The following is a 21,983-nucleotide window of genomic DNA, read 5'->3' as shown; positions in this document are numbered from 1 at the left end:
ATCTTCTTGCCGGCCTCGTAGACGTTCTTGCCGTCCTCGAGGTAGCCCTCCTGGTCGAAATGCATGATCTCGATCTTCTCGGTTTCCTTCATTTGTCTCTCCTTTCTGGGGTTGTCTCCACATCCCCCATGCCAACGGGCATCAAAACCCGCTTACATTCCGTAACACTCAGCCGCTTTGGCCTTAAGCGCATTGACTGACTCTTCGTAGCCCTCTGCCTTGACCTCCATTTGCTTGGAGGCAGCATCGAGATACGGGTGCACGTCCCATGACTTCAGACGCTCGGCGATTATGGCCGCAATCGTCTGGAAGAACACAAGATTGGGAATTGCGCTGAGCAGCGGAGCCGCCTGAGGCACCGCAACCTCGTGAGCCCTACCCCTGGGATGGGCCGTGAGCAGCACCGTTTTTGCCGTAACGTTCGACAGCGCATCGGCGATATTCGCAAGACGCTCCGACCCCTGCGGATCGTCGACGATAAACACCAGATAACCCGGAACGATCTGCATCTCGGGACCGTGGACGAACTCCTCGCCCTCGTGATGCATGGCAGGAATCTTGATGGTCTCGCTCAGCTTGAGGGCCGCCTCTTCGGCAACGCCATAGTTGGGGCCGTTGCCGACGACCATGGCGGGCATGTGCTCAGAAAGCTCGAGCATGCGGTCTTGGACATATGCCTCGGCGGTCTTGCACATCACGGCATTGGCATGGATAGCCTCGCGCAGGTCGTCTAAACGCTGGGCAACGCCCTTGGCGTCAATCGTTCCGCGCGCCTGACCGCCGTAAATACCAAAGAGCACCAGGTACTCAACGAGGACCTCGACGCCCAGCGTCACAAAGTCCACTGACTCGACGCCCACACCGTAGTCAAGAACGATATCAGTGTGCTCCTTGATGGGCGCCTCGACGTTTGCCGTGAGCGCAACTGCTGCCATATCGTGTGCACGCATGTAATCGAGCGCTGCAATCGTATTGGTCGAATAGCCACTCTGCGAGACGGCGATGTTGAGCGCATGCTGCGGATAGGTGTGTTCAAAATCGACGAAGGCCTCGGGCGTCACAACGGACACCTGCATCTGCAGCGCATCTTGCAGGTAATCTCGGGCGCAATCGGCGGCATGGCGCGACGAACCCGAAGCAACGATGCGCAGCGCGTCAAAAGAACCGGACTGGATAATATCAACGAGCTGCGCTACCAGCTCAAACGAACGCTCGAGGTTCTCTCCCATACGCACGTGGGCAAGCTGAACGTAATCGAGCATCTTCATCGTCTCACCTCGTAACAAATCATTAGTATTTGATACCAATCACAGTTAGAGGTTACGGCTTTTTGATACCTCTTTGTCGATTAATTTATCCCCATCGGCGAACGGTCGATTTTGAGCCATGTAAGGTTGTATATACGGCTGACCCAACGATCAAAACTGGTTAGCTTACCAGCTGTTATTCACAAAACACCAGCTAATACGTATAGGTATATCCACCCGCATCACCGCGGTTAAACGACTTGACGTACTCGATCGCCTGGCCGCTCGCATCGAAGCTCACGCACTCCAGCGTCAAGGCAAGATCGCCCTGCTCCAGCCCAAGCAGACCGGCATCTCGCGCGCCCAGCGCTTCGATATCGAGCTTTTCCTGTGCCATGACCGGCTTTCGGCCCAGCATCTCATAGGTCTCGTACAAACTGAAGACCGACACGTCAATATCTTCAATTGTGGGAAACAGCAGGCACGGGATGAACGCCATCTCAATCGATACGGGATCGCCGTTGACGCAGTTCAAACGCCGAATCGAATACAGCAAATCGTCCTCGACAATGCCAAACAGGTTGGCATAATATGGACCCGCATAACGCTTGGAACGCGCGAGGATGCGGACGGACGGCTCGCCGCCCGAAGCACGAACCGACTCGCGAAAGCCTCCTGTTCGCTCGTAAGCAACAGGCACTTTCTGTGCCACAAACGCGCCCTTTCCGCGGACGCGGCGAATCTGCCCGCGCCGAACTAACTCGTCCACAGCACTCCGGATAGTCAGGCGTGTCGTGCCAAACTCCTCGGCAAGTTCATTTTCGGACGGAATCATGGAACCCGTGGGATATATACCGCGCTCGATACGCTCCTCGATGCGGCGTCGAATGCGCATATAAACCGGGGTGGCATCTACTGTTTCAGCCATTGTTCACCTGCCACGCTCCTCATGCCGTTCTTTTCGCCGTTATCGGCAAAGCGGAACTTTGTGGGCAAAATCACCGATTTGCAATGCTCCACAAAACGCATGTCCTTATCAAATTCGATCGTGCTCTCATAGAACACCGGCGTTCCCTCTTCTTGCTGGAGCAGCTCGGCCTCTTCGGCGTTCAAACGCGAGATGGAGATATGCTCACGTCCATGCTCAACACGCACGCCGCCTTCTTTGAGCAAGACATCGTAAAGGCTCTCGCACTCAAAATCGTGCTCGGGAAGCGATGGGCACAGGAACAGGTTAACGTGAGCCGTCTCGATTGACGCCGGCTCGCCCTCAATAAGTCGAACGCGCTGCATGCGGAGCAAAGGAGCACCTACAGACACCCCAAGCTTGTCGGCAAGCGCCTCATCCGCCTCGATGGTCCCAGTGGAAACCAGACGAGAAGAGGGGTGCAGGCCGGCAGTCCGCACAGCATCGGAGAAGTTATACGTTTCCTGAAAGATATTGAGCGGTTTGGGAGGACACACATACGTACCCGATCCGCGACGGCTCTCGAGCGTTCCGCACGAGATGAGTCGCGTGATACCGGCACGCAACGCCGTACGCGAAACGCCAATCTCTTCACACAGCACGCGCTCGGCCGGCAGGCGATCACCGCCGGCAAGTTGATGGTGCTGGATATACCAAAGAATTCCCTCAACAGCACGATCTTTGGGGGGAATTGCATAAGATTCGCCTGCCATAGCACAGACTCCTCATTCAGAAACGTATGCCGCCAAAATTAGGCCAGCCCTCCCATGGCATCAAATTCGGCCTTGATCTTCTCGGCGACATTCCGATACGACTTATATAGACTTGAATCGCGTTTGACTTCGTCGGTCATAACGGGAATCTCCAATTTGGAAACCTCGTCTTTTCCCGTCTGAACCGCCACAACAACGCCCATACCAAGACACATATTACGCTTGGCAGCGTTCATTTTTGCCGCCTTAGCAGGATTTGCCAGAATACGCTGGGCAAATTCCTGTTTAGAGACCGCTTCATCGGCCTCCGGATCGCCCGCCTCGGCTACTTCGCACTGAAGCACGTCCGCATAGTCAAAAATCTTCGGCTCGCCGCCGCGCTGATGCACGGCCCACTTGCGGCGCGTGGCATCCTGATAGATAGCCGGCAAAAATGTAAACCGCGGCGGGTCCAAAATCGTATCCGTGATGGTAAACACATCGGGATCAAAGGCATCCTGCGGGTTTTTCTTCTTGAACAGCCCCATATCAGCCTCCCGTACTAGCATTAAACAACTCAAGCTGAATATAGCACCAATTTCAAGCCGCCGCTTTACCGTATCGGTGCGCGGCATCTATGGCTCGCCCAGCGGAAAAGTTCACGGACGAGGGCCGGGGTGCCTGCTTTGTTTTGAGAAGTGGGCTCCGCGAACTTCTCAAAACAAAGTATGCCTCCCCGGCCCCGCCGGCAAATAGCGGACACTCCGCATGCAATCTATGCAAACAAACAAGTGCGCTTAGCTATATTCGGTAAGGTCAAGCACACTGCCCTTCACGATAAGCGCCGGCTCCAGAACGACCTCTTCGGCACGTCTACCGCCCCTACCGGCAAGACGCTTGGACATGCAGCCAAAAGCATGCTCCGCAAGGACACCAGGATCCTGCTCAATCGCGGTCAGCGCCGGCTCAAAGAGAACGTCGGCCGCCGAGTTGTCATAGCTCACCACCGAGATATCGCCCGGGATGCTCTTCCCCATCTCGTGCAAGCGCTTGAGCAGACCGAGGGCAATGTTGTCCGAGCTTGCGAACACGGCGGTGGCATCGGTTGCAAGCACCGCCTCCGAGGCCTCGTATGCGCTCGGAATGTAGTACTCGCTCTCAAACTCCAGGCGCGCGTCGATGGGCAGTCCCACCTCGCGCAGCGCGCGCTCGTAACCGGCAAGTCGTTTGCGGCCCGTATTGGAGCGACGCGCGTTAACCAAACAGGCGATGCGGCGATGACCCTGCTCAATCAGATACCGCGTGGCCATGTAGCCGCCCATCTCGTGGTCGAACATCACCTTGTCGCACTCGAGGCCCTCAATGGCGCGGTCGACCATCACGGCAGGGATGGGCAGATGGCTCACTTCCTCGCGCAGGGCGCGATCGTCGGAGAACTCGTCACCCACTACCAGAAAGACGCCGTCGACGCCGCGCGTCACCAGCTGGCGCAGCAGTTCCAAATCGTCATCGGCGCTTCCACCCGAGCTGGTAATAAAGAGCGCGTAACCGTCCTCGCGGCAGCGCTTTTCCAAACTGCCGGCGAGCGAGGCAAAAAAGCGGCTCTCGATATTGGGAACGATAAGGCCCAGTGTGCGCGACTCGCGCATGACCAGGCTACGCGCGATCTGGTTAGGAACATAGTGGTTGCGCGCCGCAACCTCCTTGATAAGCTTGCGGTTTTCTTCTGAAATGCGACAGGGCCGATTATTGAGAACAAGCGAGACCGACGAAGGGGAAAGCCCCACCTCCTGGGCGATCTGCTTGAGGGTGACTTTGTTGGCCATCTCGCTCCTTCCGGGTTTACGCGCAATCTCTTGAAAGTATAGCGACTGCCCCTCTACCTCGATGATAAACACTTTACCAATCCGGTGGACGGCTGTTTTATCGCCGCCAGCGCACCAAATCCGTCCAGGTGGGGTATATTGCAAACGATTGATGACAACAACCACCAAAAGGCGGATATTCGTATGCACGAGAACGACTTTTTTAACGAGGACCTGCTCTGCGCGCTCGCCGGCGTTGCCGGCGAGGACAACGTACTCATGAGCGAGCCCATGCGCGAGCACACCACGTTTAAGATCGGCGGCCCGGCCGATGTCTTTGTCACGCCCGATACCGAGCAGGGACTCGTCGCCACGCTTGACACCTGCTACCGCTGCGATCTGCCGCTCACCATCGTGGGCAACGGCTCTGACCTACTCGTCGGTGACAAGGGTATCCGCGGTGTCGTCGTAGCGCTGGGCAAGGGCCTCTCCGACATTACGGTCAACGGCACGCACGTCACGGCGGCAGCCGGCGCCTTGCTTTCCGATGTCGCCACGACTGCCGCCGAAGCCTGCCTCACCGGCATGGAGCCCATCTCGGGTATCCCCGGATCGGTCGGCGGCGCCTGCTACATGAACGCCGGTGCCTACGGTGCCTGTATGGCCGATGTGCTGGAGTCCGTGCGTGTCTACAAGCCCGCTCGCATGCTCGACGACGGCACCCGCGGCAGCGGCAATATCATCGAGTTCGATGTCGACGAGCTCAACCTGGGTTATCGCAAGAGCCGCATCGCCGACGACGGCTTTATCGTGCTTTCGGCCACTTTCAATCTCGCCCCGGGCAACGCTGCGATGATCAAGGCCGACATGGACGACTATCGCCAGCGCCGCGAGGACAAGCAGCCGCTCGATATGCCGAGCGCCGGCTCCACCTTCAAGCGCCCCGAGGGCCACTTTGCCGGCAAGCTCATCATGGACGCCGGCCTGCGCGGCCACGCCGTCGGCGGCGCCCAGGTGAGCGAAAAACACTGCGGCTTCATCGTCAACGCCGACCACGCCACCGCAGCCGACGTCGACAAACTCATCCGCCACATCCAAGCAACCGTCAAAGACCAATTCGACGTAGACCTAGAACCCGAAGTCCACCGAGTCGGCGAATTTTTATAGCCTGCCCACCGCGATCCACTTTAATTAATAACGGGACAAGTGATCTAGCTCACTTGTCCCGTTATCATTTATTTGCGAAGAACATCGGCTAGCCGCAGGATTGAAATCATCGACCGATAAGTGAGTTCCACTTTTTCGCCCGCAAGCAGCCGTTTCGAGCCAATCTCATCTAGCCCCACAAGCTGAGAAAACAGCGGGCTGCTCATCGTGCCCTCGTCAATTGATTCCCTTATGGTCTTCAAAACGTCCGTATCATGAAGCGATGCCGAGCTGTAGGGGGCAACACGAGCGGAACTCTCAATTAACGACGAGACAAAAGGATGGAGATGCTTTGGACATAGTCCATCAAACACCACATCCCCATTGTCATCCGAGCCGACTAGTCGCCAACTATAATGATCGACCCAGCCGTCTCCGTCATATATGGTGTCCATGAGCAACTTCCCGTCTAGAGAGACCTATTTGGACATCGGGGCGCAAGACCGCAATCCATATAGGACCCGCAGCAGCTCCAACCCAACGCACCGCTCGACAATTGCAAATTGCGGCTATTTTAAATCTACATGATCAGTTCGAGTTCGCAACAAGGCGATTATTGCAGCTAGGTTATATTTCATTTTCCACTTTGGTGAGCCGTCGGCTCCAAATTCCAAAACCGAAGTCCACGGAGTCGATAAATTCATTTAAAAAAGGCCCCGAAAGGGGCCTTCGCCATATTTATTCAGACAACCAGTCCGGTGTGTGACGCATTGGATCCGAGAGGTCCGTGGCTGCCCAGAAGGCATTAGGTTGATCGCGAGTTCCGCACGAGCCGGAGAGCACTTAATGTGCTCTCCGTGCGAGCAGGACTGTCCGAGCAGGCAACCTAATGCCTTCCGGGCAGCCACGGACCAACTTACTTCAAACCGCCGTTACGACAGCGCAATACCGCCAAGCCAGCCCCAACGCACGCCAGAGCCAGTACCATAGAAGCTAATAAACGAATCAAGCGACTTAGACGTAATGGCACCCTCGTTGCTCATAACGATGCCGCCGCCAACGTAGATACCCACATGACCGTAGATAAGGCCCGGAGCACCCGTGCCGCTATGCGAGGAGTCGGCCACGATCATGCCCACCTGCAGCGCCGAGCGGTCGGAGCTATAGCACCAGGCGTTGAACATGTCACACGCGTTGCCGCCAAAGTAGCCAACGCCGGCGTTACGGAAGACATTGGTAACCCACGCCGCGCACCAGTTCTGACCCGGCGAAGGCGTGGAGTAGCACGCGTTGACGACGGCCTGCTGCTTGCCCGAGCCGGCATTCTGCTGCGGAGTTCCGGGCGCATACGATCCACCGCCCGAGCTCGAACCACCCGAGTAGGAATTGTTCTTGTTCGCGGCAGCCGCGGCAGCGGCGGCCTTCCTAGCGGCCTCCTCGGCCTGGGCGGCAGCGAGAATCTCGGAATCACGCTGAGCCATGAGCTCCTTGACGTCGTCGGAAAGACCGTTCAGCACGGTCTGGACCTCTTGCTGCTTGGCCTGCATATCCTGCATCTGAGCCATCTGCTGATCCTTGAGTTTCTCCAGGTCAGCCTTTTGTGCTTCGAGCTCGGTCTTCTGTGCGTCGAGCTCGGCCTGAATCGTCTGGATATCCTCGATGGCATCGCGGTCGCTCTTGTTGATCTTCTCAACGTAATGCGCGTTGGCGACGAGTTCCTCAAACGAGCCAGAGGCCAGCAGCAGCGACAGGATGTTCGTACCGCCGGACTTGTAGCTGGCGGCCACGCGATCGGAAAGGTCGTTGCGCTTCTTCTTGAGCTCGGCCTTCTTTTCATCGATCTGGGCCTGCGTGTCGTCAATCTTGCCCTGGACATTCTCGATGTCGTTGAGGGTCTGGGCATTCTTGTTGGCCAGCGCCGCATACTCATTTGCGATGCTGTCGAGCTGGGCCTGAACCTCGTCGAGTTGGGCCTGGGCGGCATTCAATTTATCGGTGGTTTCTTTGGAAGCCTCCGCCGCATGGGCGCGAGTGGGCAGGCCAAAAAGAACTGCCGCAGAAGCGGCGCCGAACAGGGCCTTAAGGGCAGTGCGGCGCGAGAGCTCCTGGGAAAGGATGGAATCGCTGTTTGGTGACATATGTACTCCGTTACATGCTTATTTATATGTCGCTTAACTCATACATATTAGCGTACATATGGCGCGTCCCAACGATTTCCACGAACGGCAGGAAACTACAAGGTCGGCGGCTCGTAAGCAATTGTCAAATTTGAGGTAACAATTGAGCAAGCTCTTATATGAGTACGTTAACATAATCCTCTGCTTTTCCTACAGTGCACCATTTGGGCGTCCCCGCCTGCGCTATACTCCCCTCTAGAAGTGTTCCTGATTCGATAGGAGACTACATGTCCAAAGCACTCGACCCCAAAGACACCTGCGTCCTCGTTACCGGTGGCGCCGGCTTTATCGGCTCGCACACCGTCGTTCAGCTGCTCGAGGGTGGCTACCAGGTCGTCATCGTCGATGATCTCTCCAACTCCAGCGCCGTCGCCGTCGACCGCGTCAAGACCATCGTGGGCGACGAGGCCGCCAAGAACCTCACCTTCTACGAGGCCAACGTGCTCGACCGCGATGCGATGAACAAGATCTTCGATACCCATCAGATCGACCGTGTCATCCACTTTGCCGGCTTTAAGGCCGTCGGCGAGTCGGTGAGCAAGCCCGTCGAGTACTACCACAACAACATCGAGAACACCCTGGTGCTCATCGACGTCATGCGCAACCATGGCTGCAAGTCCATCATCTTCTCGAGCTCCTCGACCGTCTACGGCGACCCGGACAACCCGCCCGTCACCGAGGAAGACCCCAAGAAGCCCGCAACCAACCCCTATGGCTGGACCAAGTGGATGATCGAGCAGATCCTTATGGACGTCCACACCGCCGACCCCGAGTGGGACGTCGTGCTGCTCCGTTACTTCAACCCCATCGGCGCTCATCCGTCGGGCCTGATCGGCGAGGACCCCAAGGGCATCCCCAACAACCTGGTGCCCTATGTCGCCCAGGTCGCCGTGGGCAAGCTCGAGGCCGTTCAGGTCTTTGGCAACGACTACCCCACCCCCGACGGCACCGGCGTGCGCGACTACATCCACGTGTGCGATCTGGCCTCTGGTCACGTTGCCGCCCTTAACTGGATGAACGGCAAGACCGGCGTCGAGATCTTTAACCTGGGCACCGGCACCGGCACCTCGGTACTCGAGGTCGTCGCCGCCTTCTCCAAGGCTTGTGGCAAGGAGCTGCCCTACGTGATCCGCGAGCGCCGCGCCGGCGACATCGCTGCCAACTGGTGCGATGCCTCCAAGGCCGAGCGCATGATGGGCTGGAAGGCCCAGTACGACATCGCGGACATGTGCCGCGATAGCTGGAACTGGCAGAGCCACAACCCCAACGGCTTCGCCGACGCCGAGTAGCAAAAACCTACATACCGTTCTTGCCCCGATCTCACGTTGTGAGGTCGGGGCTTTTTCATGGCATGTAGCCATTCGCCGAAAATCGACCAACTTTTTTATCTTGCCTGTACATGTTTAAACAACGTGTTTTACAATAGGCGTATCGAATCAGAACATCGGAGGCGGACTGCACACCCATCGGCAGGCCGACCCCACAACAAGAAGGTTGGTGAGCGCATTCATGGAGCGTGCAAGCGGCGTCCTCATGCCCGTCTCATCTCTGCCCGGACCATACGGAATCGGCGGCTTTGGCTGGAATGCCTACGACTTCGTCGATTTTCTCGCCTCGTGCAAACAACATTACTGGCAGATTCTGCCCCTTACGACGACCAGCTATGGCGATTCGCCTTATCAGTCGTTCTCGGCCCGCGCAGGCAACCCCAACTTTATCGACTTTGCCGAGCTTATCGAGGCAGGGTATCTGGAGCAGCGCGATATCGATGGCGTGTATCTGGGATCCGACCCCAGCAATGTCGACTACGGTGCTATCTTTGGCGGCCGCCGTCAGATTCTCGACCGCGCCGCCGAGCGCTTTGCTGCCGACAAGCCGGCCGATTTCGATGACTTTATCCAGGCCAACGAGGACTGGCTCATCCCCTACTGTGAGTTCATGACCGTCAAAGAGGAGTGCGGTCTCAAGGCGTTTTGGGAGTGGCCCGCGGAGCTCCGCACCCGCGGCGAGGCTTCCGCCAAGGTCTGCGCCGACCATCCGGCGCGTATGCTCTACCACCAGATGACGCAGTACTTCTTCGATCGCCAGTGGAGCCGCCTCAAGGCCTATGCCAACGAGCGCGACATTCTCATCATCGGCGACCTGCCCATCTATGTCTCGCGTGACTCCGTCGAGATGTGGGCGACACCTGAGCTCTTTAAGATCGACGCCGCCGGCAATCCCGTGAGCGTCGCCGGCACGCCGCCCGACCAGTTCTCGGCTACCGGCCAGTACTGGGGCAACCCCATCTACGACTGGGACGCCATGGAGGCCGACGGCTTCTCCTGGTGGGAGGGCCGCATTCGCGCCGCCCTCGACATGTACGACGTCATCCGCCTGGATCACTTCCGCGGCTTCGAGGCCTATTGGGAGGTGCCGTTCTCCTCGCCTGATTCGTCCTACGGTTCGTGGACGCAGGGTCCCGGCCTCAAGCTCTTCAAGACACTCGAGGAAAAGCTCGGCACGCTGCCCATCATCGCCGAGGACCTGGGCTTCCTCACCCCCGGCGTCATCGATATGCGCGACAACTCGGGCTTCCCCGGCATGAAGATCCTGCAGTTTGCCTTTGAGGGCACTAACTCGTACTACCTGCCGCACAACTACATTGCCAACACCGTCGCCTACGTGGGCACTCACGACAACGAGACGGCACGCGGCTGGTTTGAAGGAACGGCTACCCCGCGTCAGCGCGAGCAGACAGCTCTGTACACCCATCAGCAGGCCGGCGAACCCATCGCCGACGCGCTCAACCGAACCATCGCAGCCAGCGTGAGCGACACGTGCATCTACACCATGCAGGACCTGCTCAACTTGGGCAACGAGGCGCGCATCAACACCCCTGCCACGCTGGGCGGCAACTGGACCTGGCGCATGCTCGACGGCGCCATCACCCGCGAGCTCGAGCACAAACTCACCGACTGGACCGAGACCTACTTCCGCATCCCGTCGGAAGCCGAAATCGAGCTTCCTCAATAGGAGCTACCGCGCCCGACCCCTCCCCACCGTGCGGACGCGCTTGCTTACCCGCGCGAGGCCACCCCAATCCCCTCGCGCGGGATTCTTATGAATTGCAGACATGTAATCAACCCATTACAGGAGGAAACATGCCCCAAATTAACCTCATGGAACTCGCCGAGCAGTCTTTTGGCACCTCGCTCGAGCAGCTCGACGACCGTCGCATTTACAAGCTGCTGGTCAAACTCGTGCAGGAGCGCTCCGCCGCCTGCCCGCTCAACAACGGCAAGAAAAAGCTCTATTACATTTCCGCCGAATTTTTGATCGGCAAGCTGCTCATCAACAACATGATCGACCTCGGCATCTACGACGAGGTTAAGGACCAGCTCACCGCCGCAGGCCACGACCTCAACAAGATCGAGGAGTTCGAGGTCGAGCCGTCGCTCGGCAACGGCGGCCTGGGCCGCCTGGCCGCATGCTTCCTAGATTCCATCGCCACGCTGGGCTTGACCGGCGATGGCGTGGGCCTCAACTATCACTACGGCCTGTTCCGTCAGCGCTTTGTCGACAACCAGCAGAAGGCCGTCCCCGACGAGTGGCTCGGTGAGCAGGACATCCTAGTCGACGACGACCGCTCCTACACCGTCGAGTTCGGCGATTTTGCCGTTACCTCCAAGCTCGTCAACATCGACGTGCCCGGTTACGGCCAGCCCACCAAGAACCGTCTGCGCCTGTTCGACCTGGCGAGCGTCGACGACGGCCTGGTCCCCGGCAGCTCCATCGACTTCGACAAGACAGAGATCGCCAAGAACCTCACCTTGTTCCTCTACCCCGACGATTCCGACGAGCAGGGCCGCCTGCTTCGCATCTACCAGGAATACTTCATGGTGAGCAACGCCGCCCAGCTCCTGATCGACGAGGCCATCGAGCGCGGCAGCAACCTGCACGATCTGGCCGACTACGCCGTGGTCCAAATTAACGACACGCACCCCACCATGGTCATCCCCGAGCTCATTCGCTTGCTCACCACCGAGCATGGCATCGAGTTTGACGAGGCCGTGACCATCGTACGCTCCATGGTCGCCTACACTAACCACACGATTCTTGCCGAGGCGCTCGAGAAGTGGCCGCTCGTTAGCCTGCAGAAGGTCTCCCCTGCCATCGCCGACATTATCGTCAAGCTCGATGAGATCGCGAAAGCCGAGCACGATGACCCGCGCGTCGCCATCATTGACGAGCACGACACCGTCCACATGGCCCACATGGACATCCACTTTGGCTTCTCCATCAACGGTGTAGCCGCCCTCCACACCAAGATTCTGGAGGACACCGAGCTTCATCCGTTCTACGAGATCTATCCCGAGAAGTTCTCCAACAAGACCAACGGCATCACCTTCCGCCGCTGGATCCATGGGGCCAACCCCGCGCTCGCCAGCCTGCTCGACGATGTGATCGGCACCGACTGGCGCAGCACCGGCGATCTGAGCAAACTCGCCAAGTTCGCCGACGACAAGAATGTTCTTGAGCGCCTGGCCGCCACCAAGACCGAGGCCAAGGCCATCATGCGCCAGTTCATGGCGCTCGAACAGGGCGTGACGATCCCATCCAACGCCATCATCGATGTTCAGGTCAAGCGTATCCACGAGTACAAGCGCCAGCAGATGCTCGCGCTCTACATAATCTGGAAGTATCTCGACATCAAGAACGGCAATAAGCCTAAGCACCCCGTCACCATCATCTTTGGCGGCAAGGCGGCCCCTGCCTACACTATCGCGCAGGACATCATCCATCTGATCCTGACGCTGTCGCAGTGGATTGCAAACGACCCCGACGTGGCTCCCTACCTGCAGGTTGTCATGATCGAGAACTACAACGTCACCGCCGCCGAGCGCGTGATCCCCGCCGCCGACATCTCCGAGCAGATCAGCCTGGCCTCCAAGGAGGCGAGCGGCACCTCCAACATGAAGTTCATGCTCAACGGCGCCCTAACCCTGTGCACGCTCGACGGCGCCAACGTGGAGATTGCCGAGCTCGTGGGCGACGAGAACATCTATACCTTTGGTGCCTCGTCCAAACAGGTCGAGCAGCTCTACGCCGACGGCAGCTATAACGCCAGCGCACTCTACCGCAAGCCCGGTATCAAGCTGCTGGTGGACTTTATCACCAACCCCGCCTTTATGGCGACCGGCAACGCCGAGCGCCTGCAGCGCCTGCACGACGACATTAAGGGCAAGGACTGGTTTATGGCCCTGCTCGACATTGAGGAGTACATCCAGACCAAGGAGCGCGTACTGGCCGACTACGAGGACCAGGACGCCTGGATGCGCAAGGCGCTCATCAATATCGCCAACGCTGGCACCTTCTCGTCCGACCGCACCATCTCCCAGTACAACGACGAGATCTGGCACCTGAACTAATTTCGCTTCCCTTACCCATCCTCTTGAGAAACGGAGTCGTGGCAACACGGCTCCGTTTTTTGTGCCCGCACGTTACCCTGTGATCCGACTCGGCCAAACAATCTCGATCCGTAGCAATTACTCAACCAAAACGGTCCCAGCCGTTACAGATTGAGACATACCGGCCCCTCCCCTTGGGTTTATCTCAATCTGTAACATCTAGCAGGTGTAATTCGCCTTTGGTGTTACAGATTTAGATGAAATGGTTAGCTCAGCGGAACCGTCTCGATCTGTAACATCTAACGTCCGAAATCGGCCCTACCTGTTACAGATCAAGACAAACTGACAGACGGAAAGCCCCAACACAAAGAAAGGCTCCCCTCTCGCCCAGTGGACGGGAGGGGAGCCTTATATGTGACCGCGGCAAAAGGATGGCAAAGCCGCAGTCGCCCAAAGGGAGGGCCTGGATGCACCGGGCCTAGATAAGGTTCTTGCCAGACACCTTATCGAAGAGATGAGTCGCGTTCTTCTCGAACTTGAACCAGATGGGGTCGCCAGCCTTGAGCGCGCCCTTGGCCTCGAGGTCGACGACGGGGATAATCAGGACAAACTGGCCGTCGGGAGCGGTCACATGGACATGCTCGGTCGAGCCCATGAGCTCGGTCACCTCGACGGTGCCCTGGAGCGCACCCTCCTCGCCCTTGTCGGCAAGCAGGATCTGCTCGGGGCGCACGCCGGCCGTAATCTCCTTCACGTCGCCGCCGTCCCAGTTGAGGGCAAGCTGAGCGCAAGTCTCCGGGGCGAGCGCCACGTTCATATCCTCGGTCTTGACAGTAAAGCCGTTGCCCGAGCGCACCAGCTGGGCATCGAAGAAGTTCATCTGCGGCACGCCGATGAAGCCGGCGACGAAGATGTTCGCGGGATGGTTGAAGACCTCCTGCGGCGTGGCGATCTGCTGGACGACGCCGTCCTTCATGACCACGATGCGGTCGCCGAGGGTCATAGCCTCGGTCTGGTCGTGGGTAACGTAGATGAAGGTGCCCTTGATCTCGTGACGCAGCTTAATGAGCTCGGCGCGCATCTGGTTACGAAGCTTGGCATCCAGGTTGGACAGCGGCTCGTCCATCAGGAAGACCTTGGGGTCACGCACGATGGCGCGGCCGATGGCGACGCGCTGGCGCTGGCCACCCGAAAGCGCCTTAGGCTTACGGTCGAGATACTCGGTAATGCCCAGGATCTCGGCAGCAGAGCGAACCTTGCGGTCGATCTCGTCCTTGGGGACCTTCTTGAGCTCGAGCGTAAATGCCATGTTCTCGTACACCGTCATATTGGGGTACAGAGCGTAGCTCTGGAACACCATGGCGATGTCGCGGTCCTTGGGCGCCACGTCGTTGACGCGCTTGCCGTCGATGAGCACGTCGCCGGAGGTGATGTCCTCCAGGCCGGCGACCATGCGCATCGTCGTGGACTTACCGCAGCCAGAGGGGCCAACGAGGACGATGAACTCCTGGTCGTGAACGGTGAGGTTGAAGTCCTCTACAGCGAGCACACCGTCCTCGGTAACCTTGAGGTTGTGCTTCTTCTCCTCGGTCTTCTTCTTTTTGCCAAAGAAGCCCTTCTTTTTTGACTCGTTGTTGGGATACACCTTCTGAACATGTTTGAGAACGATCTCGGCCATGTCTCTACCTTTCGATACGCGGCGCCGCGCTGAGGGGCGCCGCCCAAACTTGCAAAACAGTTACGGCATCAGCCCTTGACGGCACCTGCCACCACACCGTCGATGATGTACTTCTGGCAGAAGATGTACATGATGACGATGGGGACAACGACCATCATGATGCAGGCCATCATGGGGCCGAGCTCGACGTGGCCATAGCCGCCGCGGAAGTACTGGATCAAAATAGGAATGGTCTTGTACTTGGTGGAGTCGAGCGTAAGGTAGGGCAGCAGGTAGTCGTTCCAGACCCACATGGTCTCGAGGATGCCGACCGAAAGATAGGTGGGCTTCATGATGGGGAGAACGATCTTAAAGAACACCTGAACCGGGTTGCAGCCGTCAATCATGGCCGCCTCCTCGATCTCGAGCGGGATGTTCTTTACAAAGCCGGCGAACATAAAGACCGCCAGGCCCGCGCCAAAGCCCAGATAGATAAAGCAGATGTTGAACGGCGTATTAAAGCCGATGCGGTCCGCCAAATTGGACAGCGTGAACATCAGCATCTGGAACGGTACGACCATCGAGAACACGAACAGGTAATAGAAGAAGTTCGAGATCTTGTTGTTGACACGAACCACGTACCAAGCGCACATGGAGCAGCACACCAGAATCAGCACGACCGACGTGACTGTGATGATGAGCGAGTACATAAACGCCGAGGCAAAGCCCTGCTCGTTAAGAGCGTGTACGTAGTTTGCGAGGCCGTTGAACGTCTCGGGCGTGAGCAGATCGAACGCCGTGGTGGTGCTGATTGCGGTCCCCTTCTTAAAGGAATTGAGCGCAATCATGAACACAGGGTAGATCCACGCGAGCGACAGAATCGTAAAGAAGATCGAGAGCGCGCGGTTAATAGCCTTATCGCGTTTCATTACTGCTGCACCTCCTTGGACCTCGTGGCCTTAAGCTGGATCATAGAAATAGCGACAACCAGGATGCAGAAGATAACTGCCTTGGCCTGACCGATGCCCTGCCATGCGATGCCAGCACGCGAATAGAACGTGTTGTAGATGTTCAGGGCGAGCATCTCGGTGGAGTGCGCCGGGGCACCACCGGTAAGGGCGAGGTTCTGGTCGAACAGCTTAAAGCCGTTGGTGATGGACAGGAACAGGCAGATGGTGATGGTCGGCATCAGGTTGGGGATCTTAACCTTCCAAAACGTCTGCCATGCCGTAGCGCCGTCGACCTTGGCGGCCTCGATGTAATCAGACGGAATGGACTGCAGACCGGCGATGTAGATGATCATCATGTAGCCGACCTGCTGCCACAGGGTCAGGATGATAAGGCCCCAGAAGCCAGCAGCAGAGTTAAGGGCGATGAGCTGGGCGCCCACGTTGGAGAGCAGGCAGTTGATCAGAATCTGCCAAATGTAGCCCAGCACGATGCCGCCAATCAGGTTAGGCATAAAGAAAATCGTACGGAAGATGTTGGTGCCCTTGAGCGCCTTGCGAGTGAGCGCCTGCGCAATGGCCAGCGCGATCACGTTGATGAGCACCGTCGACAGGAAGGCAAACGCCACGGTAAAGAAGAACGACGTGGAGAACTGCGGGTCGGTCAGTGCGCGCACGTAGTTCTCGATACCGACAAAGCGCGCGTTATTGATGGTAATAAACTGGCAGAACGAGAGATAGAAACCCTGGATAAAGGGAATCACGAACCCGATCATAAACGCCAGGCACGTGGGCAGCATAAAGAGCGGCCACCAGCGCTTGAGTGCTTTGCCCATAGAAGGGTCCTTTCAATATGCAGGGGGCGGGCAAACCTACGTCTGCCCGCCCCCTGTCGCTAATCAGATAGCTTGGGCAGCAACTGCTTACTCGGAAGCAGCCTTCTCGGTCTTCCAGCCATCGACGAAGGCGTTCTTGACGCCGTCCCACTTGGTGTTGTCGGCAGCATAAGCGATGAGAGCCTGCTTGAGGTTCTTCTTCCACTCCTCGGAGGGGATGTAAACGAAGTCCCAAGCGACGGTCTTCTTGCCGTCCTTGGCCATAGCAACGGCCTGCTGAGAGAAGACGTTGGTGGTCTCCTTAGCGCTCTTGAACGGGGCGGTCAGGCCCATCTTGTCAGCGATGATGCTGGTGGCGGTGTCAGAAGTGACGCACCAATACATGAAGTCCTCGGTGGCCTTCTGGGCATCCTCGGAAGCCTGGGAGCTGACGCACCAGTAGTTCTCGCCGCCGGAGCACAGGCCCTGGTTCTCCTCGCCGTCGACGCCGATGTAGATCGGCAGCATGCCGAGCTGGTCGTCGGTCATACCGGCCTTGGTGAGGTCGGCGTAGGCCCAAGAGCCGTTCTGGTAGAAGACGGCCTTGCCGGTTGCGAACTCGTTGGTGGCGTCGTCACCGGTCTTGGAGGCGAGCTGCGAAGGATCGCAGGTGGAGTCGGTGATGTACAGGTCGAAGATCTGCTTAAAGTTGTCGAGATACTCGCCCTTGATCTCGTCGTCCTCCTGGTTGCGCTCCTTCTCGAACTCGTAGTAGAGCGGGAGGTTGGCGAGGTGGGTGGTGTAGCGCCAGCTGGAGGAGTCATCCATGCCGGCGGAAGTGAAGGCACCGTCAACGCCGAGCTCGTCCTTGCGGGCCTGGATGTCATCGGCGCAAGCCTTCAGCTTGTCGAAGGAGTTGATGTCCTCGGCCTTGTAGCCGGCCTTCTCGAGGAGCTCCTTGTTGTAGATGATGCCGTAGCTCTCCTGAACCCAGTCGATACCCAGATCCTTGCCGTCGGACTGCAGCGCCAGGGAGTCGTCGATGAGCTCGCCGCGGAGCTTGGTGTCGGAAAGATCGGCGCAGTAGTCCTTCCAGTTCTTAAGGCCGGTGGGGCCGTTGACCTGGAACAGCGTCGGAGCGGAGCTCTTGGACATCTCGGACTTGAGCTTCTCCTCGTAGGTGTTGGAGGCGGCGGTCACGATCTTGACCTCGACGCCCTTCTCCTTCTTGTACGCCTTGGCGATCTCCTTCCACTCCTTGTCGACCTCGGGCTTGAACTGGAGGAAGTAGACCTCGGCAGCGTCACCGGAAGCAGAGGAGCCAGAGCCGGCAGAACCACCGCAGCCCACGAGGCCCAGACCAAGAACCGCAGCCGCGGAACCAGCAAAGCCCAGGAACTGCCTTCTGCTCATTTCGTTCTTCATTACAATCCACCCTTTCACACCGTGGCGGCACCCTTTGCCGCCGCCTTCGGAGATTGGCTCGGGGACTTTGCCCCTTTTGCTGACTTGTACAATACGCTATTTGGCTAGTTGTTTGAACAAGTATTACTAGAGCGGTAGAAAAACTTCGGTGAACGGTAATTTCAACTTGATACTTGACAAGTTTTGTATAAACAATTATTTATTATCGAATGCAGAGAAAACGCCCGATCAAGCCGATGCATCGTCGGTTTGACCGGGCGTTTTCGCTTTGAGGGCATGAGTCTCGTCAGGCTGCGAGCTAGCCGGCTATCGCTTGGAGTTGACGCGGTAGTGGAAGATCTCGGGATGCGTGCGGGCATGCGTGACCTCGAACAAGATGCCGTCCGAGGTGTACGACTGGCTCTCCATAACGGCGACGCAGTTGTACTTGCCAAGGTCCAAGTAGCTGCAGTCCTCATCGTTGGCGAGCTCGACACTCACCGTACGACGGCTCGCCATCACTTTGACGCCGCGCTTGTGCTCCAGATAGCCGTAGATAGAATCCGCCGCGATCTCGGGGGTCAGGCCCTTGGCGATCGACGCCAAAAAGTAGCCATGGTCCACTTGGCGCGCGCTGCCGTTGAGGCTTCGGACACGCACTACGCGAATCAGCTCCTCGCCCACCTTAAAGCCCAGGCGACGAGAGAGTTGCTCAGTGCAAATCAAATGTTCAAAAGACTTGACCTCGGTCGATGCGACGGCATTGTTGCGTTTTGCGAACTCGCCAAACGACTCAACCTCTTCGAGTGCGCCCAGCATGTCGGTTTCGCCCTTAAGCCAAATAACGCGCACGCCCTTACCGTGTATAGGCTGCACAAACATCTGGTCGGCCAGCATGCTCAAGGCGCGTCGAACGGTATTGCGCGTGCAGCCAAACTCCGCGGTCAGCTCGGCTTCGGTTGGCAGCATCTCCTGAAACGCATAGGTCCCGTTGATGATGCGCGAACGGATCTCGCGGTAGATTCCTTCGTAAATCGCTTTTGGCATGATTTCACCTCTAATGAATATGTATGGCTAGGCACGATAGCATTTCTTTGGGTTGTTTAAACCGTCTATCGGCAAAGCACCGATTATTAACTGTCAACGGCGCCCGTGATGCTCCAATCGATTCGAATCAAAACCAACAATGCGGCGAACGCTCACTCCCCTACAATTAACTCATTGTTTAAACGTTCCACCGCAGACACGGCGGGCTTATGGTCGAGAGGCAGAATATGCTGCAAAAAATCCAACGCTTTGGCGGGGCAATGTTCGCGCCCGCCATGCTGTTTTCTATATCAGGCCTCATGGTCGGCATCTCCGCCCTCGCCACGACCGTAGACATCGTCGGCGACCTCGCCGTATACGGAACCCCTTGGTACGTTTTCTGGACCATCATCCAGCGCGGCTCGTGGACGGTCTTTAAGCGCCTTCCACTCCTTTTTGCCGTAGCGCTGCCTATCGGTCTTGCCCAAAAGCAACCGGCGCGCTGCTGCCTCGAGGCACTCGTGGCCTATTTTGCCTATTGCTTCTTTTTGAGCGAGATCATTAAGCTGAGCGGAGACAACCTTGGGCTTAAGTACCCATCATCTTTGACCCCCGCCAGCGGTATCACCGTCATCGACGGCATCAAGACGCTCGACACCGGCATTATCGGCCCGCTGGCGGTATCGGCAACCGTCGTCGCCATCCATGACCGCTTCTACGATGCCAAGGTTCCCGATTGGCTCGGCACCTTCTCGGGTTCCTCGCTGGTCTACCTCATCAGCTTTTTTGCCGTGTTTGCCCTTGCCGCCATCTCGGCCGCCATCGTGCCCTTCGCATACGCCGCGACCGAAACGCTGCGCCACGCACTTGCGGGCGTCGGCCCCTTCGGCGTGGGCATCTTTGTGTTTTTGGAGCGAGCACTCGAGCCCATGGGGCTGCACCACCTGCTCTATATGCCCATCTATTACGACAATCTGGTCATTCACGACGGTATTTACGCCACGTGGACCAACCTACTCCCCATTCTCTCCCATAGCACGCGCCCTTTAAATGAACTTGCGCCCTGGGCAGGTTTTACCGCCACCGGCTGGGGCAAGCTCTTTGGCCTTCCCGCCATCGCGGCAGCATTCTATTTCACCGCCAAACCCGAACGCCGCGCCAGCCTTAAGGTCATCCTTTTGCCCGCCATCGTCGCCTCGGTGGTCTGCGGTGTCACCGAGCCGCTCGAGTTTCTCTTTATGTTCACCTATCCTGGACTCTTTTTGCTCTACGCCGTCCTATCCTCCTGCCTTGCCATGACCATGAACTTCTTTGGCATCGTCGGCATCTTCTCGGGCGGTCTCATGGAAATGACGGCCTTCAACTTCATCCCACTCATGCGAATGCATGCCGGCTCCTACCTTTTGGCGCTCGGTATCGGTCTTGCCTTTAGCCTCATCTTTTTTGTTAGTTTTCGAGCACTCATCTTGGTCTATGACCTTAAGACGCCGGGCCGCGAGGATCATGTCTCCAATCGCGCGGCAATCGATCGTTTAACGGGAAGCGGCTTTGCCAAAGAGCAATCTCCCAATGGCGAGGTCAGTATTCAATCCGATCAAGATCACGTCCTCGCTGAGCGGGTAATTCAGCTTTTAGGTGGCGTTGGCAATATCGTGGGCGCAACCAACTGCGCCACGCGCCTGCGCGTCGAGGTCGCAGACCCTTCCATCGTTGCAGATAATGCGTCGTTTGTCGCGGTGGGCGCCAAGGGCCTCATCATTACGGGCAAGACCGCCCAGGTGATTATTGGCATCTCCGTTCCCCGCGTTAAAGAGCATTTTGACCAGATCATGGGCCTCGAGCCGGGATTTGTGTCCACCACCTCGGCCTCCCCTGCCGCCAGCGCAGCCCATAAGCGCGGCGATATCTGCTTCTTCGATATCGACGGAACACTCGCCTGGCAAGACCCTCGAGTGGCACAAGAGCTTCCCGAGAGCGAGCGAGACCTCTCCCCCTATCCCAATGAAGCGGTCTCGCAAGCCATCCGTGATTTTGTCGCCAAGGGCAATATGGCGTTTATCTGCACAGGGCGCACGCTGAGCTGCATCCATCCAAAGCTGCTCGAGCTGCCCTGGACCGGCATCGTCTGCCTCGCGGGTGGCTATGTCGAACTTGAGGGACACGTGATTCGCGATTTGGCGATGACGCCCGGCATGCTGCAGCGCCTTGCTCCCATTCTTGAGCAATCGGACGAAGTGATTCGTTTTGAGGGACTCAATGGCGTCGTTCGCATGAGTGCCGATGCGCCCGACGCCCCAGGATACGCCCGCACCGTGGGCGATGCAATTACGCAGCTGCAACATTACAGCGCCTACAAGATCTTAATGTCCACGTCGCTTGCCAACCGCATCGCTCAGGATCAAGCGTTTGAGCCGCTGCTCTGCTTTAACGAGCTCGAGCTCGAAGTGACCGAGATTTCGCCTCGCGAATGTACCAAGCGCGAGGGTATCCAGTCCGTACTCGACGCCCTCGATCCCCACCACGGAACCGTATACGGCATCGGCGACGCCAGCAATGACGTCTCGCTGATGAACGCCGTCGACGTTGGCATCGCCATGGGCAACGCACCGGACTTCCTCAAGGAAAAGGCCGACTATGTCACCGACAGCATCGACCACGACGGCGTCGTCACCGCGCTCGAACACTTTGGGCTTATCTAGCCAAGCCCCTA

17 protein-coding genes are annotated in these 21,983 nt (G+C 57.8%); 5 read left to right on the top strand and 12 right to left on the bottom strand.

Going from position 1 to position 21,983, the window contains the following annotated elements; genetic code table 11:
- Positions 1-152: 152 nt before the first annotated feature.
- The 5 genes from DW136_RS08490 to DW136_RS08470 form a co-directional block, all read right to left on the bottom strand.
- The gene (locus tag DW136_RS08490; RefSeq protein WP_118289416.1) at positions 153-1,268 is read right to left on the bottom strand and encodes an SIS domain-containing protein; all 1,116 of its coding nucleotides are present in this window, start codon (positions 1,266-1,268) and stop codon (positions 153-155) included.
- 193 nt (positions 1,269-1,461) lie between these two features.
- The gene (locus DW136_RS08485; protein ID WP_117786004.1) at positions 1,462-2,175 is read right to left on the bottom strand and encodes a GntR family transcriptional regulator; all 714 of its coding nucleotides are present in this window, start codon (positions 2,173-2,175) and stop codon (positions 1,462-1,464) included.
- Positions 2,160-2,927, bottom strand: a complete 768-nt coding sequence (locus DW136_RS08480; protein WP_118289415.1) for a GntR family transcriptional regulator — start codon at positions 2,925-2,927, stop codon at positions 2,160-2,162. The genes DW136_RS08485 and DW136_RS08480 overlap by 16 nt, the downstream gene beginning before the upstream one ends.
- Before the next feature lie 38 nt (positions 2,928-2,965).
- Positions 2,966-3,541, bottom strand: coding sequence for a hypothetical protein (locus tag DW136_RS08475; protein WP_147351651.1), 576 nt, complete (start codon positions 3,539-3,541; stop codon positions 2,966-2,968).
- Between the two features lie 162 nt (positions 3,542-3,703).
- Positions 3,704-4,732: a LacI family DNA-binding transcriptional regulator gene (locus tag DW136_RS08470; protein WP_117584258.1), complete on the bottom strand. Its 1,029-nt coding sequence runs from the start codon at positions 4,730-4,732 to the stop codon at positions 3,704-3,706.
- A gap of 183 nt (positions 4,733-4,915) precedes the next feature.
- On the opposite strand from DW136_RS08470, the gene murB reads away from it, so the two are divergent.
- Positions 4,916-5,878: a UDP-N-acetylmuramate dehydrogenase gene (gene murB / locus DW136_RS08465; protein WP_117584257.1), complete on the top strand. Its 963-nt coding sequence runs from the start codon at positions 4,916-4,918 to the stop codon at positions 5,876-5,878.
- Positions 5,879-5,946: 68 nt separating this feature from the next.
- Here the strand turns inward: murB and DW136_RS08460 are convergent, their stop codons facing one another.
- Together DW136_RS08460 and DW136_RS08455 are read right to left on the bottom strand one after the other, a co-directional pair.
- Positions 5,947-6,312: a hypothetical protein gene (locus DW136_RS08460; protein WP_117584256.1), complete on the bottom strand. Its 366-nt coding sequence runs from the start codon at positions 6,310-6,312 to the stop codon at positions 5,947-5,949.
- A 477-nt stretch (positions 6,313-6,789) separates the two neighbouring features.
- Positions 6,790-7,995 carry a CHAP domain-containing protein gene (locus tag DW136_RS08455; RefSeq protein ID WP_117584255.1) on the bottom strand — a complete coding sequence of 402 codons (1,206 nt, stop codon included), beginning with the start codon at positions 7,993-7,995 and terminating at the stop codon, positions 6,790-6,792.
- 266 nt (positions 7,996-8,261) lie between these two features.
- Between DW136_RS08455 and galE the strand changes: the two genes are divergently transcribed.
- From galE to glgP, 3 genes are all read left to right on the top strand, one after another.
- Positions 8,262-9,323 carry a UDP-glucose 4-epimerase GalE gene (gene galE / locus DW136_RS08450; protein ID WP_006235870.1) on the top strand — a complete coding sequence of 354 codons (1,062 nt, stop codon included), beginning with the start codon at positions 8,262-8,264 and terminating at the stop codon, positions 9,321-9,323.
- A gap of 208 nt (positions 9,324-9,531) precedes the next feature.
- A complete protein-coding gene (malQ, locus tag DW136_RS08445; RefSeq protein WP_233502855.1) occupies positions 9,532-11,049 on the top strand; it encodes a 4-alpha-glucanotransferase in 1,518 nt (505 codons plus the stop codon).
- Between the two features lie 128 nt (positions 11,050-11,177).
- Entirely contained in the window at positions 11,178-13,445 is a 2,268-nt protein-coding gene (gene glgP, locus DW136_RS08440) for a glycogen/starch/alpha-glucan family phosphorylase (protein ID WP_118289414.1), read from the top strand.
- Between the two features lie 457 nt (positions 13,446-13,902).
- Here glgP and DW136_RS08435 read toward each other — a convergent pair whose 3' ends face one another.
- The 5 genes from DW136_RS08435 to DW136_RS08415 form a co-directional block, all read right to left on the bottom strand.
- On the bottom strand, positions 13,903-15,102 hold the full coding sequence (locus DW136_RS08435) for an ABC transporter ATP-binding protein (protein WP_117640835.1): 1,200 nt from the start codon (positions 15,100-15,102) through the stop codon (positions 13,903-13,905).
- Positions 15,103-15,170: 68 nt separating this feature from the next.
- Positions 15,171-16,010: a carbohydrate ABC transporter permease gene (locus tag DW136_RS08430; protein WP_089573621.1), complete on the bottom strand. Its 840-nt coding sequence runs from the start codon at positions 16,008-16,010 to the stop codon at positions 15,171-15,173.
- Entirely contained in the window at positions 16,010-16,864 is an 855-nt protein-coding gene (locus tag DW136_RS08425) for a carbohydrate ABC transporter permease (RefSeq protein ID WP_118289413.1), read from the bottom strand. The genes DW136_RS08430 and DW136_RS08425 overlap by 1 nt, the downstream gene beginning before the upstream one ends.
- An 87-nt stretch (positions 16,865-16,951) precedes the next feature.
- Positions 16,952-18,268 carry an ABC transporter substrate-binding protein gene (locus DW136_RS08420; protein WP_118289412.1) on the bottom strand — a complete coding sequence of 439 codons (1,317 nt, stop codon included), beginning with the start codon at positions 18,266-18,268 and terminating at the stop codon, positions 16,952-16,954.
- 306 nt (positions 18,269-18,574) lie between these two features.
- Positions 18,575-19,294 (bottom strand): GntR family transcriptional regulator, encoded by a 720-nt coding sequence (locus DW136_RS08415; protein ID WP_055252172.1) that lies wholly within the window; start codon positions 19,292-19,294, stop codon positions 18,575-18,577.
- Positions 19,295-19,521: 227 nt separating this feature from the next.
- Between DW136_RS08415 and DW136_RS08410 the strand changes: the two genes are divergently transcribed.
- Positions 19,522-21,972, top strand: a complete 2,451-nt coding sequence (locus DW136_RS08410) for a PTS transporter subunit EIIC (RefSeq protein ID WP_158549382.1) — start codon at positions 19,522-19,524, stop codon at positions 21,970-21,972.
- Positions 21,973-21,983 lie beyond the last annotated feature (11 nt).

It is taken from the genome of Collinsella sp. AM12-1, from assembly GCF_003472325.1.
GTDB lineage: Bacteria > Actinomycetota > Coriobacteriia > Coriobacteriales > Coriobacteriaceae > Collinsella.
This window is presented reverse-complemented; position numbering and strand designations above follow the sequence as displayed.

Excerpts from the sequence above, each read along its gene's own strand:
- DW136_RS08490 (WP_118289416.1), bottom strand. The coding sequence starts at position 1,268 with ATGAAGATGCTCGATTACGTTCAGCTTGCCCACGTGCGTATGGGAGAG.
- DW136_RS08485 (WP_117786004.1), bottom strand. The coding sequence starts at position 2,175 with ATGGCTGAAACAGTAGATGCCACCCCGGTTTATATGCGCATTCGACGC.
- DW136_RS08480 (WP_118289415.1), bottom strand. The coding sequence starts at position 2,927 with ATGGCAGGCGAATCTTATGCAATTCCCCCCAAAGATCGTGCTGTTGAG.
- DW136_RS08475 (WP_147351651.1), bottom strand. The coding sequence starts at position 3,541 with ATGCCGCGCACCGATACGGTAAAGCGGCGGCTTGAAATTGGTGCTATA.
- DW136_RS08470 (WP_117584258.1), bottom strand. The coding sequence starts at position 4,732 with ATGGCCAACAAAGTCACCCTCAAGCAGATCGCCCAGGAGGTGGGGCTT.
- murB (WP_117584257.1), top strand. The coding sequence starts at position 4,916 with ATGCACGAGAACGACTTTTTTAACGAGGACCTGCTCTGCGCGCTCGCC.
- DW136_RS08460 (WP_117584256.1), bottom strand. The coding sequence starts at position 6,312 with ATGGACACCATATATGACGGAGACGGCTGGGTCGATCATTATAGTTGG.
- DW136_RS08455 (WP_117584255.1), bottom strand. The coding sequence starts at position 7,995 with ATGTCACCAAACAGCGATTCCATCCTTTCCCAGGAGCTCTCGCGCCGC.
- galE (WP_006235870.1), top strand. The coding sequence starts at position 8,262 with ATGTCCAAAGCACTCGACCCCAAAGACACCTGCGTCCTCGTTACCGGT.
- glgP (WP_118289414.1), top strand. The coding sequence starts at position 11,178 with ATGCCCCAAATTAACCTCATGGAACTCGCCGAGCAGTCTTTTGGCACC.
- DW136_RS08435 (WP_117640835.1), bottom strand. The coding sequence starts at position 15,102 with ATGGCCGAGATCGTTCTCAAACATGTTCAGAAGGTGTATCCCAACAAC.
- DW136_RS08430 (WP_089573621.1), bottom strand. The coding sequence starts at position 16,010 with ATGAAACGCGATAAGGCTATTAACCGCGCGCTCTCGATCTTCTTTACG.
- DW136_RS08425 (WP_118289413.1), bottom strand. The coding sequence starts at position 16,864 with ATGGGCAAAGCACTCAAGCGCTGGTGGCCGCTCTTTATGCTGCCCACG.
- DW136_RS08420 (WP_118289412.1), bottom strand. The coding sequence starts at position 18,268 with ATGAAGAACGAAATGAGCAGAAGGCAGTTCCTGGGCTTTGCTGGTTCC.
- DW136_RS08415 (WP_055252172.1), bottom strand. The coding sequence starts at position 19,294 with ATGCCAAAAGCGATTTACGAAGGAATCTACCGCGAGATCCGTTCGCGC.
- DW136_RS08410 (WP_158549382.1), top strand. The coding sequence starts at position 19,522 with ATGCTGCAAAAAATCCAACGCTTTGGCGGGGCAATGTTCGCGCCCGCC.